Annotated in this window: 15 protein-coding genes; 5 read left to right on the plus strand and 10 right to left on the minus strand. The window is 64.1% G+C overall.

Features of this window, described 5'->3' with window-relative positions:
- Positions 1–543: 543 nt before the first annotated feature.
- From LQ144_RS01080 to LQ144_RS01090, 4 genes are all read right to left on the minus strand, one after another.
- Positions 544–1,218, minus strand: coding sequence for a hypothetical protein (locus tag LQ144_RS01080; RefSeq protein ID WP_230116715.1), 675 nt, complete (start codon positions 1,216–1,218; stop codon positions 544–546).
- Between the two features lie 11 nt (positions 1,219–1,229).
- Complete coding sequence (locus tag LQ144_RS22920; protein WP_253073892.1) at positions 1,230–1,622, minus strand: dienelactone hydrolase family protein; 393 nt, start codon at positions 1,620–1,622, stop codon at positions 1,230–1,232.
- The gene (locus LQ144_RS22925) at positions 1,562–1,942 is read right to left on the minus strand and encodes a dienelactone hydrolase family protein (protein WP_253073893.1); all 381 of its coding nucleotides are present in this window, start codon (positions 1,940–1,942) and stop codon (positions 1,562–1,564) included. The genes LQ144_RS22920 and LQ144_RS22925 overlap by 61 nt, the downstream gene beginning before the upstream one ends.
- A gap of 68 nt (positions 1,943–2,010) precedes the next feature.
- On the minus strand, positions 2,011–2,556 hold the full coding sequence (locus tag LQ144_RS01090; protein ID WP_230116716.1) for a flavodoxin domain-containing protein: 546 nt from the start codon (positions 2,554–2,556) through the stop codon (positions 2,011–2,013).
- 291 nt (positions 2,557–2,847) lie between these two features.
- Between LQ144_RS01090 and LQ144_RS01095 the strand changes: the two genes are divergently transcribed.
- Entirely contained in the window at positions 2,848–3,318 is a 471-nt protein-coding gene (locus LQ144_RS01095) for a pyridoxamine 5'-phosphate oxidase family protein (RefSeq protein WP_230116717.1), read from the plus strand.
- A 176-nt stretch (positions 3,319–3,494) separates the two neighbouring features.
- On the opposite strand, the gene LQ144_RS01100 is transcribed toward LQ144_RS01095, so the two are convergent.
- Together LQ144_RS01100 and LQ144_RS01105 are read right to left on the minus strand one after the other, a co-directional pair.
- On the minus strand, positions 3,495–3,638 hold the full coding sequence (locus LQ144_RS01100) for an SHOCT domain-containing protein (protein WP_230116718.1): 144 nt from the start codon (positions 3,636–3,638) through the stop codon (positions 3,495–3,497).
- Positions 3,639–3,938: 300 nt separating this feature from the next.
- Positions 3,939–5,015, minus strand: coding sequence for a universal stress protein (locus LQ144_RS01105; RefSeq protein ID WP_354962092.1), 1,077 nt, complete (start codon positions 5,013–5,015; stop codon positions 3,939–3,941).
- A gap of 500 nt (positions 5,016–5,515) precedes the next feature.
- On the opposite strand from LQ144_RS01105, the gene LQ144_RS01110 reads away from it, so the two are divergent.
- Complete coding sequence (locus LQ144_RS01110) at positions 5,516–6,259, plus strand: hypothetical protein (protein WP_230116720.1); 744 nt, start codon at positions 5,516–5,518, stop codon at positions 6,257–6,259.
- Between the two features lie 284 nt (positions 6,260–6,543).
- Here the strand turns inward: LQ144_RS01110 and LQ144_RS01115 are convergent, their stop codons facing one another.
- The 3 genes from LQ144_RS01115 to LQ144_RS01125 all read right to left on the minus strand — a co-directional run bounded on the left by LQ144_RS01115 (position 6,544) and on the right by LQ144_RS01125 (position 9,593).
- Positions 6,544–7,509, minus strand: coding sequence for a 1-phosphofructokinase family hexose kinase (locus tag LQ144_RS01115; protein ID WP_230116721.1), 966 nt, complete (start codon positions 7,507–7,509; stop codon positions 6,544–6,546).
- A 203-nt stretch (positions 7,510–7,712) separates the two neighbouring features.
- Positions 7,713–9,098, minus strand: a complete 1,386-nt coding sequence (locus tag LQ144_RS01120; RefSeq protein WP_230116722.1) for an MBL fold metallo-hydrolase — start codon at positions 9,096–9,098, stop codon at positions 7,713–7,715.
- Between the two features lie 12 nt (positions 9,099–9,110).
- Complete coding sequence (locus LQ144_RS01125; protein WP_230116723.1) at positions 9,111–9,593, minus strand: universal stress protein; 483 nt, start codon at positions 9,591–9,593, stop codon at positions 9,111–9,113.
- Between the two features lie 213 nt (positions 9,594–9,806).
- Between LQ144_RS01125 and LQ144_RS01130 the strand changes: the two genes are divergently transcribed.
- Entirely contained in the window at positions 9,807–10,493 is a 687-nt protein-coding gene (locus LQ144_RS01130; RefSeq protein WP_230116724.1) for a response regulator transcription factor, read from the plus strand.
- A gap of 17 nt (positions 10,494–10,510) precedes the next feature.
- On the opposite strand, the gene LQ144_RS01135 is transcribed toward LQ144_RS01130, so the two are convergent.
- The gene (locus LQ144_RS01135; RefSeq protein WP_230116725.1) at positions 10,511–12,169 is read right to left on the minus strand and encodes a GAF domain-containing sensor histidine kinase; all 1,659 of its coding nucleotides are present in this window, start codon (positions 12,167–12,169) and stop codon (positions 10,511–10,513) included.
- Between the two features lie 234 nt (positions 12,170–12,403).
- Between LQ144_RS01135 and LQ144_RS01140 the strand changes: the two genes are divergently transcribed.
- Positions 12,404–12,874, plus strand: a complete 471-nt coding sequence (locus LQ144_RS01140; RefSeq protein WP_230116726.1) for a pyridoxamine 5'-phosphate oxidase family protein — start codon at positions 12,404–12,406, stop codon at positions 12,872–12,874.
- Between the two features lie 201 nt (positions 12,875–13,075).
- Entirely contained in the window at positions 13,076–14,914 is a 1,839-nt protein-coding gene (locus tag LQ144_RS01145) for a heavy metal translocating P-type ATPase (protein WP_230116786.1), read from the plus strand.
- Positions 14,915–15,216 lie beyond the last annotated feature (302 nt).

Here is a 15,216-nt window from a genome sequence, read left to right on the forward strand (position 1 = left end):
GCCAGGCGCCATGCGTGCCCCTGGTTTCATTTCCAGAGTCGGGTGACGGGGCAGATAACGCCGGGCCTTCGGCCCTACAGCAGGTGCCGGACGCTCAATAGGCTTCAGGAGAGTCGGTTGTCCTTCCCAGCACCTCACTGGCGAGCGGCCAGAGCAGCGAAGACACAATTCCGCCGACGAGCAGCACCCTACGCCCCATTGGTGGCCTCAGGCGCTTTGCGCATGGATCGGGCACTGGATATAGAACCTTCCGAAATCTCACTGACTTGGGCGGTGGCCGTAAGTGCACGGTGCGCCGTGCCATGAAAACGGGCCAGAGCCTTGGTCCCGGACCGGGCACGAACAAGACTCCTCCGCGCCTAAGCCTCGCGCCTGGCGACCGGTAGCCTGTTCAGACCGCAGCGCCCATGGGGCTATACCGTCCGTCGGCGTCCTTCCCTCCCCTGGACGCTTGGCCTCGCGCTGTCGGCCCCGGCCGGGCCCGTCTCCCAACGGTCGCCGGCCCGTTCTCAAGGGCCGGCCCGGTTCCGGACGGAGGAAAGGTCAGGCCCTTGTTGATTCGGCGAGGCGCTTTAGATTCGAGAACTGACGGGTCTGCATGATCCAGTGCGAGGGCTCCAGCATGGCAATGCTCAGGATGGGTTGAAGCCATTTAGGCTGTAGCGACCAGCACCCGCTGACTACCAGCCGGCTTTTCTGACCCGGCCATTCGTGCAGCTCGAATCCCCAGATCGAGTCGGTGTAATGGCGCGGCCGCGTTCGTGCTGGGTCGAAGGGACGCCCCCGGAGATCGAGCGACATACGGAGGCCCAAGAACCGCCCGGGTTCAAGCGCCGCGACCTCCCACCACTGGCTGCTGTCGGGCTTTGCCGCCAGATGGTCCCCAAGGGAGATTTCCTGCCACTCGGGATGGATCCTGTCAGCGCTGCGGTGCCCGAAGTTATCGAGACGGTCCCAGCTGTACCAGCCGGCGCGATCGGTTCCCATCTGGACCAGCCAGGGCCACACGCGGGAAGGGGGCGCATCGATGGTCACGGCCATGGTCGCGCTTCGGGTGCTGTCCGGAATCAGCTCGGCGCCCGGGTAGGGTCCCTTCACTTCGTCAGCGGTCGCACCCCAGTGGAGCAGGCGTGGCCGTACAAGTGACAGATAGCCGGCGGTGAAACCGGCCGCGGCACCCGCCGCCAGTAGCACTCCCCTCGGTGTGCGGTGTGTCATCGCGCTTCCTCCTAGGGCTCAGGGCTCAGGTGTTCCCGGAAGAAGGCGAGGATGCGCCTGCGCGCGTCCTCGGCGGAGGGCTCGTGATAGCCGGCTGCAACCAGCTTCGCGAGCAACCTGTCCCCGAAGGTGAGCTCGGACGGGCCATGATTGTTGAGGAAGCCGTGCCCGGCACCGGGATAGACCTTGATGTCATGGTCTATCCCGGCGCCGGCGAGCAGCGGATCCAGACGGGCCAGGACCTTCCGCACTCCCGGCCAGCGGTCCCTGCCGCCGTAGCTGCCCACGATCGGGCAGGCCCGGGGCAATGCGCGGGCGGTCTCGTCATCGAGTCCGCCGTAGTTCACGCTTGCCGCGGCGAAGTCATGGTCCGGGGCCAGCATGAGGGCAAACCCGCCGCCCATGCAGAGCCGATCACCCCGATCCGGCCGTTGCACCCGTCCTGTGCGGCTAGCCAGGCGCGGGTGACGTCAAGGTCGCCGAGGGGCCGCCAGCCGCGGATGAGGGACCACAAGCAAGTCGCCCTGCTGCCCCAGTAGAACAGGTCAGGTGCCACGGCCAGGAATCCCTCGCTGGCCAGCCAGTCGGCTTGGCCGCGGGTATCGCGGCTCAGGCCGAGTGCGTCATGGATGACGAGGACCCCGGGCCACGTACCCGCGCCGGCCGGTGTCGCTGCGTAGGCAGGCATGTCCCCTCGTTCAGTGCGTATGCTCACATCCGTCATAGGGCCTCCCCGGCATCACGTCCACCCCGCCGGGCGGTTGGACCGCGGGCCGTGCAGTCTCGATCGCATTATGCAGGGATGCTGCCTGAAGACGTGGATGAAGCGGGTTTAGCTAGTTGGTCCGTAATCTGATCCGTCCAGCCGTCGACGACCGCCCAGTCCCGCAAGTCCCCAAAACGCCCGCCGACGAGCCGGAACAACATCCGGAGCGGTGCCGGCATCTGGCCAGCCTTGTAGACACCGGAGAAGATTTTGTGGCCGCGAAGCGGACATTCCTTGACCAGGACCCGTGAAAGACGTTCCTGTTGCAGTGCCGCACCGCGCTTGCGAAACGGCTTTGGCAGCGCGTCAGCCATCCCTACGCTGAAGGCCCAGACGGGTCGTTTGGCCAGCTCGTGGGCATGGCGGGTGAAGAACAGCAAAGCCGGGGGCAGCCACGCCTGGTTGTGGATTGCGCTGCCGACCACGACAGCCTCATAGCTGGAGACAGCCTCGACTTCCTGCACGGACCGGCACTCGACCTCGCCGAGTGCAACCGCCATACGGGATGCCATATGTTGAGCTATCTCCCGAGTCGATCCCAAGGAACTTGCATAGGCAACAAGAACAGTCATGACGAAGCCTCCTGTCTTCCTATCTCCAGTCTTATGGAACCCGTACCTGCGCGGACGTGCCATAAGTCCCGACATGGGGTCAGACAATGAGTAGGTCCCGTTCCTCCGCCGTTTTCGGCTGACAGTCATTGCTCTGCTCCACGGAATCTCGGGGTAGAACTTACGGCCCTGCGGCTCAGTTGCGCTGCGACAGCAGGCGGGCGCACTGGATGGAGTGCACTCTGTCCCCGGGTGCAGGGTTCGGGACCTTCTGCCCTACCGGGGCGGCAGCAACTGACATAGCCTCGCAACATGGATAACCCGAACGCAGAGCCCACGACGGAAATCCTTGGCGTTCACGACTGCTGGGGATACCTCCGTTCAACTTCAGTTGGCAGGTTGGCTGTCGTTATCGACACCGGTCCGGAAATCTTTCCCGTAAATTATCTGCCGGAAGACGGAACCCTGATCTTCCGGACGGGTCCCGGTACCAAGCTGGAAGCTCTCATTGCTGGGGGTATGGTCGCCTTTGAAGCCGACGGACTGAATTCCTATGGGACGATAGCCTGGAGTGTCGTCCTTAAGGGAAAGCCTGAAACCGTTGAATCGGCCGGGCTGGCCCTGGACCGTGACCTCTCTCCTTGGGAGGAGGGTGTCAAAGATACTCTTGTGCGCATCACGCCCACGGAAGTCACGGGGCGCCGCTTCGTCGTAACCAGCGCACCCACCCACTGGTGGCAGCCCCGCGACCACGCTTCCGCTGGCGGTCCGCTGGACTCCTGAACCAGCTTCGGTGGGCACGGCCTCTGGCCGTTGCTGCGCCGCGCCGGATTCTACAGGGTGCATCCCGTGACGCCTGCATGCTTGCATGCCTGCGACACCGGCCACCGCAAACTGCGGTTGGGTTCCGGGTTCGGACCGCGTTTGTTGCTTCTGGGCGGCAGAGCCACTGGGTTACGTTATCGACCGAGGTTGCGGCGGAGGACGTCCGGGCGGGCCGTGTATTCGCTCTCATCGATCTCGCCGCGGGCAAAGCGCTCGGCCAGCAGACGCTCCGGAGTTTCCTCCCGGGCCTGTTCGGACTTGACGTTCTTCGCTGCCATTGAACGGAAGAACAAACATGAGGGCAGCAATAACGGCGGCCCAGAACATTAGGAAGCTCGGGCCCATCAGGGGATATCCCCAAGCCCCATCCCATCGTTCCAATACATCCTGCGTTCCTTCCGTCACGGTAACGCTTCGGCTTTACCTCGCCAGATTGGGTGTCGCCGCTTCCCTCTAGAAGCGGCAGAGACTTCCGTCCCGCGTCATCTCCGCATCTGCAGCGCCACATGCAATCTGCCGATTTGTCCGTGCTGCAGGAATCGGGGAGGTTCCGTCGGCCCTCCCTGCCCCGATAGCCGCTACTCGTGTCCGTTTGCTGGGCGGGTGACGATTGTGGGGCACGGGAGGTGCTGAAGGATTTTTTCGGCTACGGTGCCAACGGGTTTCCTTATCCCGCCCCGGCCACGGCAACCGATAACCAGTAATCGGGCGTGACGTGCGGCGTGGATAAGCGCGAAGGCGGGCGAATCATCTGTTTCAAGGGCCTCATGGATGTCCAGTCCCGGGTACAGATCCCTTGCCGTTAGACTGGCTGCCGAAAGCAGCCTCCTGCTCTTTGGTTCTGTTTCATGCCCGCCCGGTTGAATCTTCACCGTGGCTGCGGATACGCCTGCTGTTGGCTCAACATGCACGACGGTTAAGTCTTCGCCCAGCCGCAGCGCTTCCCGGCACGCGAAGTCCACAGCCACTGCGGAGTCCGCCGAACCGTCAACGCCGACAAGTACGCCGGAGCTGTCCGTTGAGATAAACGCTGGAATGACCGCAACGGGACTGCGGCTGACGACGGCGACCTGGAAGCTGACCGCCCCGGATCCTTCTCCATGACTATCGGGGGCACGGTCCGACCCAACGACCACAGTCTCAGAGGCATCGGATAGCTGCCGAAGCACCACGGCCGTTTCTCCGGTACGACGGGTGGTTACGACCTCCAATTCGGGCATCAGCGCCGATAGCCGGGAGGACTCTGCCTCCAACAGCTCTCGGGCTTGTGCCATCGCCTGACGATACTGGGACGCGCGTTGGTAAACCCAGGGACCTGGAACAACGCGGACAAGGTTCAGCCGCAGCGCCCGCTCACTGGCGCGCTGCGCGGCCCAGTCCACCGCATTTCGCCCCGCAATTGAGTCATCGACCCCTGCCAGTACCTCCCTGACACGCATCCTTGCGCTCCATCCCCTGCCCGCCCCTAATGTGGTTAAATTTCGCAGGCCCCGGCGCTGGATGCCAGTGCCGTAAGTCCCCGTCAAGCGGACTGCGGCTTGGTACCTGCCGTGCTGAGCTTGCATGAGGCGGGAGCGGCGGACGTGGATGGCTCGCCGGGAAGGGGCGAAATGTCCGGGGCGAACAACCGCACCAGCTGCTTCCGCAAGATTCATTCGTGCGTGCCGCACTTCTCTTGGGGCCGCGGGCGGTGTGCATGGCTGACAGGCTGAGGACAATACGGGACGGCAGTCCCGGAACGCGCGACGGCGGCTTGGCTGGACGCGTGCGGTGTCGGCGTGGGCATCCTTTTGAACAATGTCAGGTACAGGCCCAGGGCTCGGCGATTAGCGCTCCTGTGCCGGCTTCGCCGTCGGCCAGAGTGGGCCGGAACTGACAACGCTGGTGATTTTCTGTTCCGGCAGGCGTCCAGGGGCGCAAGGATGCTGGCCAATGCTGGCCTCCAGTGCGGCGGCTTTTAGCCGAACAGAGCAGCCGCTTCCTGATGGCGCTGTTCGGGCACTGTCTTGAGGCGGCCTAAGGCCAGCTCAAGGTCGACAGGGATAACGGTCCCGCGAAGGGAGACCATGGTTCCCCAGTACTTCGCTGCTGCCGCGTCGACGGGAGACAGCCGAGATGCCGGCCGGTATCGCCGCCCGGGTATTAGACTGCCATGATGCCCATCACAAGCAATGTCGCCTGGGACGGCCGCCTGGAAGCCTTCAAGGGCCGCGACGCCAGCCATTTCGTCACCACGACCGCGGCTACGGCCCGGACCTGCGCTTCCTGCGGGCTGCCCTTGCAGCCCGGCGAAGCGCTCTCACTGAGCGTGGACGTCACTGAAGGCACGGCCCCGGACGGGACCGAGCACGTCACGTTCGATCCCTGGATCTGCCACCGTGACTGTCAGGAACCCGGTCTGACGGTCCGCGAGTCAGCCGGCCCGATCGAGGAGCTCACGCCTCTGGGGGCCCGGCTTACCCTCGACCATCGGGATGAGACCGGGACCAGAACGGTCCCCGCGTTGGCCTTTACCCTGTTCCCGAACATGGCTCTGCGCGGATTCGGCGGAGAACTGATCTCCGCTCTGGTCTCGGTCCTGCTCACCCACGGCTTCCAGCTATCCCTGAGCGCGGACTACGGCGACATCGTCGAGCACACCACTGGTGTGAAGGACAGCTGCAGCTGCACCGTGACCGAGCAGGGTTTTGTGAGTTTTGACATCGACGGGGAGTCGATATTTTCCCGGCAACTTGACCTTACGGATCCCGGCGATGCCTGCTGGATGGCAGCGGCCCGCGAAGGCACCGTCCTGGTCATCAGCGGGGACAACCTGAACTTCACCGAAGACGGGATTGACCTGGACCCGGCCGCCCGCCTCGGCACGCTCGTCTCGGGCAACGTGAACGTCCGGACCTGACCGGGCAACACCACCGGCCGTTTCGCCAGGCTGGCTCCCAGCGGCGCATAAAACCGTCAGGTAAACCCAGGAGAAGGAAACAAAGGGGGCGGGCATGACGGAATATCAGAAGCGAACACTGGTCCGCGGACAGGACGACGAAACTGCGTGACCGCCGGCGCGCTTCCCTTCGATAGCCCTGTCACGGCACTGGGAAAGGAGCGTGCTTAGGCCAGACAAGTCGTCACCAGCATCGAACACTTGGCGTGCAACCCCAGGCTCGGGCGCTTTGACTCTCCAGGCGATTAAAGCAGCGCCGCCGCGAGTTCCGCCTCGAGCCGTTCGACGTCGTCACGGTGGCAGAGTTCGGTCGCAGGCGTCATCGCTGTTGCGCTTCCAGCGGCAACGGCAGCCCGGAAGGCCGTCTCCACAGGGTGACCCTGCGCGAGTCGGAGTACAAACGCGCCGAGAAAACTGTCACCAGCCCCGACGGTGCTGATCACGCGCACCGCTGGCACAGGAATTCTGATAATGCCGGACTTCGAGGCAAGTACCGCGCCCGCTTCACCGAGGGTCAATGCGACGTATTCGGCGGAGCGCTCCGCGACCAGTCTCGAGATCGCCCCGATCTGGCTCGGCTCGGTGTCGAGCGCCGCGCCGCCTAGCTCCTCGCCCAGCTCGCGCAGGCTGGGTTTGATCAGAAAGACGCCTTCGGCAAGCGCTGCGGAGAGGGCCGGGCCGGAGGCATCCACTACGCAGCGGGCACCGCCCTCGCGTGATAGGCGGGCGACCCGGGCATAGAAATCTTCCGGTACTCCCGGCGGCAGACTGCCGCTGGCAACTACGAACCCTCCCGCGGGAATCGAGGCCGCAACAACGGCCAGAAAGGCCCGCCACTCCTCTTCGCTGAGTTCGGGACCTTGGAGCACGAAACGGAACTGCTTTCCGGTATCAGTCTCATCAACAGTGAAGTCCTGGCGGGTACTACCCTGAATCGGTACGGCCAGGGTTGGGATGCGCTCGGCTTCAATGAGCCGCCGATAGGCATCTCCTGTGGGACCGCCTGCGGTGTACACCGCGAGGGTTTGACCCCCGAGTCTCTGAACCACCCTTGCCACGTTCACGCCTCCGCCGCCCGGATCGAGACGGCTCGTGCCGCACCGGAGTTTATGACCGCTGGTGACCCGTTCAGTAGAGGTGCTGACGTCCAGAGCAGGGTTCACCGTGAGAGTAAGAATCGGTTTCGCGCTCGTTGCCGGTGAGGCTTCCATGCGCACCAGCATAGGGAAGCGACCCCTCCGATCCTAGACGGCTCGTCGAAATCCGCGGCATTGGGGCTACGTCGGCAAGGAGCGCCCTTTCCGGCCAGGACGTTCTGGCCCATGGGCAGGCGCGGCACTTCGGGACCATTTGCCCTGGTGACGGATCCGCGCGGCGGAACCGGCAGCGCTCAGGCAGCAGCGTGCTGCGGCAGTTAGGCAGGGTGCTGGAGAGATACGGTTTCGAGGTGTTCCGGGACCCGGGCCCTCCAGCCCAGCTCTCTTTTGATCCTTACCCGCAGAGCGTCCGCGGCGTCAGGCTCTCCGTGGGTGATGTAAGTCATGCGAGGCATCTGAGGGGCGGCTCGCATCCATTCGATGATTTCATTGGAATCAGCGTGAGCTGACAATTCGTCCATCGGCACCACCTCGGCCTTTATGGGGACATCCTCGCCGTAGATCCTCAGGTTTTTGACGCCTTCGGCGAGGGCGGCACCACGGGTTCCTGCCGCCTGATAGCCGCTCAGCACCACGGCGTTCTTGGGATCGGGACCATACGCCTGCAGATGGTGCAGGACCCGACCGCCGGTCAGCATGCCGCTCGCCGAGATGACGATCATTGGTCCTCCCCGGAGGTTGAGCAGCTTTGACTCATCGACGCTCCGCGTCATGGTGGCTACACGGTACATGTCCTGGTAATCCTGAGGCTCCAGGCGGTGCTCATCCGGGTGCCGCTGGTACATGCCTGATGCATCAATGGCCATGGGGCTATTGAGGTAGATGGGGATGTCCGGAATCGCCTTCCGGCGCCGTAGCCGGGAAAGATGAAGCATCAATGTTTCGGCCCGTCCGACAGCGAAGGCGGCGATGAGGACCACGCCTCCTCGCTTCGCTGTACGAGTGATGATCTCACCGAGTTCTGTCTCCGGGTTCGTGGTCGGGTGGGTCCGGTTGCCATACGTTGACTCGGTCACCAGAACGTCCACGGCACCAAGATCACGGGGCGGATACATCAGCGGGTCATTCGGCCGGCCCAGGTCGCCCGTAAACTGCACCCGCGTGCCTTGCACCGTCAGCAGGATCTGGGAGGCGCCCAGGATATGTCCTGCCGGCAGGAAAGTCGCCTCGATTCCTCCCCCGAGGCCGAAAGCAGTGTCGAAGTCCTGCTCCCGGAATCTGTTCAAGGACCTGACGGCGTCAGCGGCTGAATAGAGCGGCACGGGCGGGTGATGCCCGGAGTAACCGCGGCGGTCGGCATAGCGCGCTTCCTCTTCCTGCAGGTGGCCGCTGTCAGGCAGGAGCAGGGTGCTCAGTTCTACGGTGCCGGGGGTGGCGTAAACAGCACCGTTGAAGCCATCCCTGACCAGCGCCGGAATGTAACCGCTGTGGTCCAGGTGTGCATGGGTAAGCAGCACCGCGTCAATGGATCCGGGCGGGACGGGAAACGGCGAGCGATTCCGGTCACGGATACGTTTGAAGCCTTGGAAGAGCCCGCAGTCGATCAGGATGCGTGTTCCCTTGGACTCCACCAGGTGACGTGAGCCTGTTACAGTGTCGGTCGCTCCGCAGAAGCGAAGCGAAGGAATGGTCCTGTCTTTCATGGCCCACTAATTTCAGAGAAGAAGCGGAAACGGAACTGCCCAACGTGCCGAGTCCTCTTTGGCATCGCCCCGGACGACGAGGACAGGGCAATGGGCGTGGGCGACGCAGGCTGAGCTGACCGACCCGAGCAGCAACCCGGCGAACCCGCCGTGCCCTCTCCGTCCGACCACGAGGAGGTTCGCCTCCTTGCTGGCATCGACTAGCACCGAGCGGGCGAGTCCTTCTACGAGCCGGGTATGCACATTCCGCGGCCGTTTGGCGCCAAAGGCCATGGTGACGGCCTCCTGAAGCAGTTCCTCGGCGCGCTCCTTGAACCCTCCGATGCCCACGGCCACGTAGGTGTCGTACATGTTCGGGTACTCCCAGCACGCCACGGCCTCAATCTCCGCCCCCAGCGGCACCGCAAAACGCTGCGCCTGCCGTAACGCTTCGACGGAGGCTTCCGAGCCGTCGACGCCCACCACAATCTTGAACGCATCGTCCACCCTGGCCATCGTGGGTCTCCCGTTTCGTCATCGAGCCGTTGCCACCACCCTCTGCCGGGCACGCCGACAAGAGTAGGGCCATTAGTCACAAGTCCCCGCGGAGAGCCTCACGTTCCCGGGCCGTTGGACCCTTGTGAGCCCACCATGGTTCCTAAAGAATTAGTCACACACAACCCGCCGGTCCCGTCGCAGCCAGGACGCACGGCACGAGAGGAGATGAACATGGACGGACCAGCATCATCGGTCGGGGTCGGTGACGTTTCTTCTCCTACCCGCATCCGGGTGTTCATTCTTGATGACCATGAATTGGTGCGTCGGGGGCTTCAGGACCTGCTGGAGAGCGAAGGTTTCCTTGTCGTGGGCATGTCCGGCTCGGCCGCGGAAGCCACGCGTCGGATTCCCGCTCTGCACCCGGACGTCTCTGTGCTGGACGCCCGACTGCCGGATGGCACCGGCATCGAGGTCTGCCGGGACGTACGGTCCGTGGATGAGACGCTTAAGTGTCTGATCCTGACGAGCTACGACGACGAACAGGCCCTCCGGGGCGCGGTGCTGGCCGGGGCCGCCGGGTATGTGCTCAAGGAGATCGGCGGTTCGGACCTCATCGGCGCCCTGCACAGGGCCGCGCGCGGGGAATCGCTATTTGACGCGGGCCTGAAAGCAAGAATTATTCAGGGACTGGCCGAGCCCAAGCGGGTGGATCCCAGAGTGGCTTCGCTGACGCCGCAGGAACGTCGTGTTCTGGAACTTGTCGGACAAGGCCTGACCAACCGTCAGATCGGAGACCGGATGCTTCTGGCGGAAAAGACGGTCAAGAACTACGTGTCATCCCTGCTTGCAAAGCTGGGCTTTGAACGGAGGACACAGGCAGCCGTGCACATGGCACATGAACCGGCATCCGGCCAGTGATATTCAGCCAGTGACATTCAATAGACGGGGACGCACCAGGTGAGGGCTGTGCCTGATTCCGGGGAGGACGTGACCGCCAGGAAGCCGGCCAGGGCGCGGGCGCGGTGGTCCATGTTTGCAAGCCCGTTTCCCGGAGCCGGCTCGGCGAAGCCTGAACCGTTGTCCTCGATTTGGACGACGGCGCTTCCGTTGTCCACGGAGACGGATACGCTAATGGAATCCGCCCCTGAATGACGGACGGCGTTGCTCAGACCTTCCGAGATGACAGCCAGCATGTTCGAAATCGTTTCTTCATCGTGCACCGCGTCGATAGGCCCGGTGAGTGTCAAAACCGGGGCGAATGGGAGGGACGCTCCCGTGCTCCGGACGGTCTGGATGATGCGGCTGCTAAGGAGCTCCTTCTCACCGGACGTGGCACGCAGCGAGTAGATTGTGTTGCGAAGATCCCGAATGATCTCGTCAAGTTCAGCGGTCACACTCTGGATTGTCTGGGCGGCGGAACTGTCGGTAATGAGTCTGCGAACGCTCTGAATGCTCAGCCCGGCTGCGAAGAGCCGCTGGATGACGACGTCATGAAGATCACGGGCGATCCTGTCCCTGTCGCTGAACACCGCTATTTGTTCCCGCAACCGGTGTGCCCGGGCTAGTTCGAGGCCAAGGGCCACGTGGGAGCCGAACACGGTACCCATCTCGACATCCGTCCGGCTGAACACCCCGTTTCCGCGCCCTCGCACGAGCATCAGGAGCCCGTGGTGGCCACTTGGGGAATTGAGGGCTACCACCAGCACACAGCCCGGTCCTGGATCCTCGCCGCCCCTAAGGACGAGCGGGGCGCCATCGAGGACGGCGGCGTTCCCTGTAGTGACGATGGCACCGATTTTGGTCGACTCCAGGGCCAGGACCCGGCCCACCCACGCCGCTGCGCTGTCTCCTGCCGCTCCGGCGACCCTGAACGGCCCGGAGGGATTCTCCGGAACGAGGATAAGTGCCAGCTCGGAATCAGCCTCCCTCAGCGCACGGGCGGCGATCATGTCCAATCCCCCGCTTTGCCCTTCCGGGGTGCTCTCATCCCCCATCATTTTTCCGGTCACGTCCATGCACGCCTGAAGCCAGCTGGCTCTGCGGCGCGCATCGTTATAGAGCCGGGCGTTTTCAATCGCAACCCCCGCAGCCGCCGCGAGAGCGACGGCCAGGTCCTCGTCTTCAGCGGTGAAGTCCCCGCCCCCCTCTTTCTGTGTCAGATAGAGGTTGCCGAACACCACGTCCCGGACCCGGATTGGTACACCCAGAAAAGACTTCATCGGCGGGTGGTTCTCAGGGAATCCATAAGCTTCGGCGTGCTGCTGCAGGTCACGGAGCCTCAACGGTTTTGGGTCACGTATCAGCAGCCCGAGAACCCCGTGCCCTGTAGGCAGAGGTCCGATCCGCCGGGCCAGTTCATCGTCGATGCCCACCGTGATGAAATGGCTCAAAGCCTTGTCATCCCCGAGGACCCCCAAGGCCCCGTACTCAGCCTGCAGGAGACGGCGGGCTGAACTGACGACGCGGTGCAGGACGGATTCCAGGCTCAGGTCCTCCGCTACTCCTACAACAGCCTCCAGGAGTCCCCGCATGCGTTGCTGGGCATGCAGAAGTTCCCCGGCCCTGTCGACAAAGTCGGTTAAGAGCTCCTCCATCCGAGCCCCGGCAACCGGCTGGAGGGTTACCTGATCGGATGGCTGAAGAGGTTCATTCAAGGACACCGCCTCCCGACGGAAGGTTATGCATGCGGACGGCTTGCCGCTCCCCCGTCCAGTAGCCGGTGCAGTCAGACTACCCCTCCAAGGGGCGAAACATCCATGCCGGGGGCTTTCGCTTCGAGGGTCTTTGGGCCCTGTTTAAGGGCGGTACGACGGCGTACGCTCGGCCCCATGATGAACGAAGCATCAGTACCGGAGGCGGAAGTCCTCGCAACCCACGAGTGCTGGCGGCTGTTGCGCAGCGTTTCGGTGGGTCGCCTTGCTGTCTGGGTGAATGACCACCCGGATATTTTCCCCATCAACTACAAGGTTGATCACGGAACACTGGTCTTCCGTACCGGTGCGGGAACCAAACTCTCGGCAGCACTGGCGGAGATGCCGGTTGCGCTGGAAGCCGACGGCGTCGATGCGGATGCGGGCGTCGCATGGAGCGTCGTCGTCAAGGGCCAAGCCGCGGCCGTCGAACGGACGCAAGGGCTTCTGGACACCGTCGGACTGCTCCTGTTTCCGTGGGAGACCGGACGCAAAGACCACTTCATACGGATCGTCCCGGACACCCTGAGCGGGAGACGCTTCACGATCGCCCCGCCGCTGACCTGGTGGAGCCCGCTGGACGACGCCACACGTGCCGGGCTGGAATGAGGCCACGGTCGGTCGGGAAGCGGACGCACGACCGCGCCAGGAGGTAAGGCAGCCTTCGGGTGCCGGCTGCTGTCCCCTTCGCCATGACGACCGATGCCGAAGTTCGCCCACGATGCCCGTGCGCGCTCGGACGCGCCTCGGCCCGGCAGGTACGAAACCGTGAAGCCCGTTCGCCGTTTCGCGCTGCTTACAACGGCCGTTCTGGCAGGCGCCGGCGCAGCAGCGCTCCTTGCCTTTGGACAGGAGGGTGCAGCGCAGTGGTTGGCGAGTCTCTACGCTTTGGCCGCCGCGGCGTACCGTTCGGTCCTGATGGTGAAGGAAATCCTTCACGGGCGATGGGGCATTGATCTGCTCGCGGTGACAGCCATCATCAGCACGGTCGCGGTCGGCGAATACGTCGCTTCGCTGATCATCGTGCTGATGCTGGCCGGCGGCAACGCGCTGGAGACCTATGCCGAGGGCAGGGCCGTCCGGGAGCTGCGTTCGCTGCTCGAACGGGCGCCTCGAAGCGCCCGCCGCGAGGGAAGGGATGCAATCCTGGAAGACATACCCGTCGAACAGGTTCGTGTTGGCGACGTGCTGGTCATCAGGCCTTCCGAAGTAGTCCCCGTTGATGGGCGGCTGATCTCCACAGCGGGCGTGTTTGATGAGTCTGCCCTCACCGGTGAAAGTCTTCCGGTGGAACACCGCAGCGGCGATACTCTGCTCAGCGGCTCAGTGAACGGCGATGCTGCGGTGCGGATGCAGGCGGTCACGACTGCTGAGGACTCCCAGTACAGCCTCATCGTGGCGCTCGTGCAGGAGGCGTCGGCCAGCCGCGCACCGGTGGTCCGGCTGGCTGACAGGTACGCGGTGCCGTTCACCGCCTTGGCGTTCCTGCTTGCCGGGACCGCCTGGTACCTGAGCCAGGACTCCGGTCGGTTCGCGCAGGTCCTCGTTGTGGCAACACCGTGCCCGCTGCTCTTGGCCGCCCCGGTAGCTTTCCTCGGCGGCATGAGCCGTGCGGCACACGCCGGAATCATCGTCAAGAACGGCGGAACGCTCGAACGGCTCGCCCGGGTCAGGACCGCGGTCTTTGATAAAACCGGTACCCTCACCCAAGGCCGTCCGGTACTCAGGGAAATCCTGGTCTCCAAGAATGCAACGATGACTCCCGGGCGGCTGCTGCAGCTCGCAGCTTCCGCCGAGCAATACTCATCCCATGTGCTGGCCGCCTCGGTCATGGACGCCGCACGGGCGCGGGGCCTCGCGCTGCCGGCAGGGCACCTGGCGCAGGAGCATGCCACCCAGGGCGTGACCGCAGTCTGTGATGGCCACGCGGTGGCCGTGGGCAAACCGTCGTTCATCAGCTCCAGCACGTCGGGATTTGAAGAGGCGGACCTGGCCGGCGGCCAGCTCGGCGTCTATGTCGGTGTTGACGGTCGGTTCGCCGGAACCCTGATCATGAGCGATCCGCTGCGGGACAATGCCATACGCACCTTGGAGGAACTGCACCGGCTCGGCGTCCGGGAGACCATGCTCCTGACCGGCGACTCCCGGTCAACGGCGATGCATATCGCCGCTGAAGCCGGAATCACGAGCGTTCGTGCCGAGTGCCTGCCCGCGGACAAGGTCGCAGAGGTCGCGGCGCTGGGCAGCCGGCCGGTAATGATGGTGGGCGACGGTGTCAATGACGCCCCCGTCCTGGCGGCCGCCGATGTTGGAGTCGCAATGGGCGCCAAAGGTTCAACCGCCGCCAGCGAATCGGCCGACGTCGTCATCATGGTTGATGACCTCTCAAAGACTGCACTGGCAGTGGATATTGGCCGGCACACCACGCTCATGGCCCTGGAAAGCATCTGGATAGGGATCGGGCTGAGCATCGGACTGATGTTCGCCGCAGCCTTCGGCTTCATCCCCGCCGTCGCCGGCGCCCTTCTGCAGGAGGTCGTGGACCTCGCCACGATCCTGAACGCACTCCGGGCACTCAAACCGGGCAGATCGACGAGCGGCGCTCCTGCCGACCGTGCTGCCGACATGCGCCAGAGTCAGCTCTTTTAGGACGGCTCAGCACCCCGCTGTCGCACTCGCTGGCCCTGTGAGGTGAGCACCCTCCGAAGTCGCTGTGACCGGACTCTACGAACCGAAGCGTACTTTCCTTGTTCATGGTGACCCCGTTAGCAGCTGTTCTCGTTGGCGGCCCCGTCCCTCAGAGCGGGGTTCATGGGTGCTTGGCGACCGGCCTGAGCCGGATCCACCAACCAAGAGTCCCATCGCCCGTCGGTAGGTCTGGACATTGGACTCTCTGCCTGACGGCAACTGCACGGCTGCGAAGGAGCATCCCCATTTCATGTCCAACATTC

Origin of the sequence: Arthrobacter sp. Bi83 (assembly GCF_918698095.1) — a bacterium.
Taxonomy (GTDB): Bacteria; Actinomycetota; Actinomycetes; order Actinomycetales; family Micrococcaceae; genus Arthrobacter.

Excerpts from the sequence above, each read along its gene's own strand:
- LQ144_RS01130 (WP_230116724.1), top strand. The coding sequence starts at position 9,807 with ATGGACGGACCAGCATCATCGGTCGGGGTCGGTGACGTTTCTTCTCCT.
- LQ144_RS01120 (WP_230116722.1), bottom strand. The coding sequence starts at position 9,098 with ATGAAAGACAGGACCATTCCTTCGCTTCGCTTCTGCGGAGCGACCGAC.
- LQ144_RS01110 (WP_230116720.1), top strand. The coding sequence starts at position 5,516 with ATGCCCATCACAAGCAATGTCGCCTGGGACGGCCGCCTGGAAGCCTTC.
- LQ144_RS22920 (WP_253073892.1), bottom strand. The coding sequence starts at position 1,622 with ATGGGCGGCGGGTTTGCCCTCATGCTGGCCCCGGACCATGACTTCGCC.
- LQ144_RS01105 (WP_354962092.1), bottom strand. The coding sequence starts at position 5,015 with ATGAATCTTGCGGAAGCAGCTGGTGCGGTTGTTCGCCCCGGACATTTC.
- LQ144_RS01135 (WP_230116725.1), bottom strand. The coding sequence starts at position 12,169 with ATGGAGGAGCTCTTAACCGACTTTGTCGACAGGGCCGGGGAACTTCTG.
- LQ144_RS01095 (WP_230116717.1), top strand. The coding sequence starts at position 2,848 with ATGGATAACCCGAACGCAGAGCCCACGACGGAAATCCTTGGCGTTCAC.
- LQ144_RS22925 (WP_253073893.1), bottom strand. The coding sequence starts at position 1,942 with ATGACGGATGTGAGCATACGCACTGAACGAGGGGACATGCCTGCCTAC.
- LQ144_RS01100 (WP_230116718.1), bottom strand. The coding sequence starts at position 3,638 with ATGGCAGCGAAGAACGTCAAGTCCGAACAGGCCCGGGAGGAAACTCCG.
- LQ144_RS01125 (WP_230116723.1), bottom strand. The coding sequence starts at position 9,593 with ATGGCCAGGGTGGACGATGCGTTCAAGATTGTGGTGGGCGTCGACGGC.
- LQ144_RS01080 (WP_230116715.1), bottom strand. The coding sequence starts at position 1,218 with ATGACACACCGCACACCGAGGGGAGTGCTACTGGCGGCGGGTGCCGCG.
- LQ144_RS01115 (WP_230116721.1), bottom strand. The coding sequence starts at position 7,509 with ATGGAAGCCTCACCGGCAACGAGCGCGAAACCGATTCTTACTCTCACG.
- LQ144_RS01090 (WP_230116716.1), bottom strand. The coding sequence starts at position 2,556 with ATGACTGTTCTTGTTGCCTATGCAAGTTCCTTGGGATCGACTCGGGAG.
- LQ144_RS01140 (WP_230116726.1), top strand. The coding sequence starts at position 12,404 with ATGATGAACGAAGCATCAGTACCGGAGGCGGAAGTCCTCGCAACCCAC.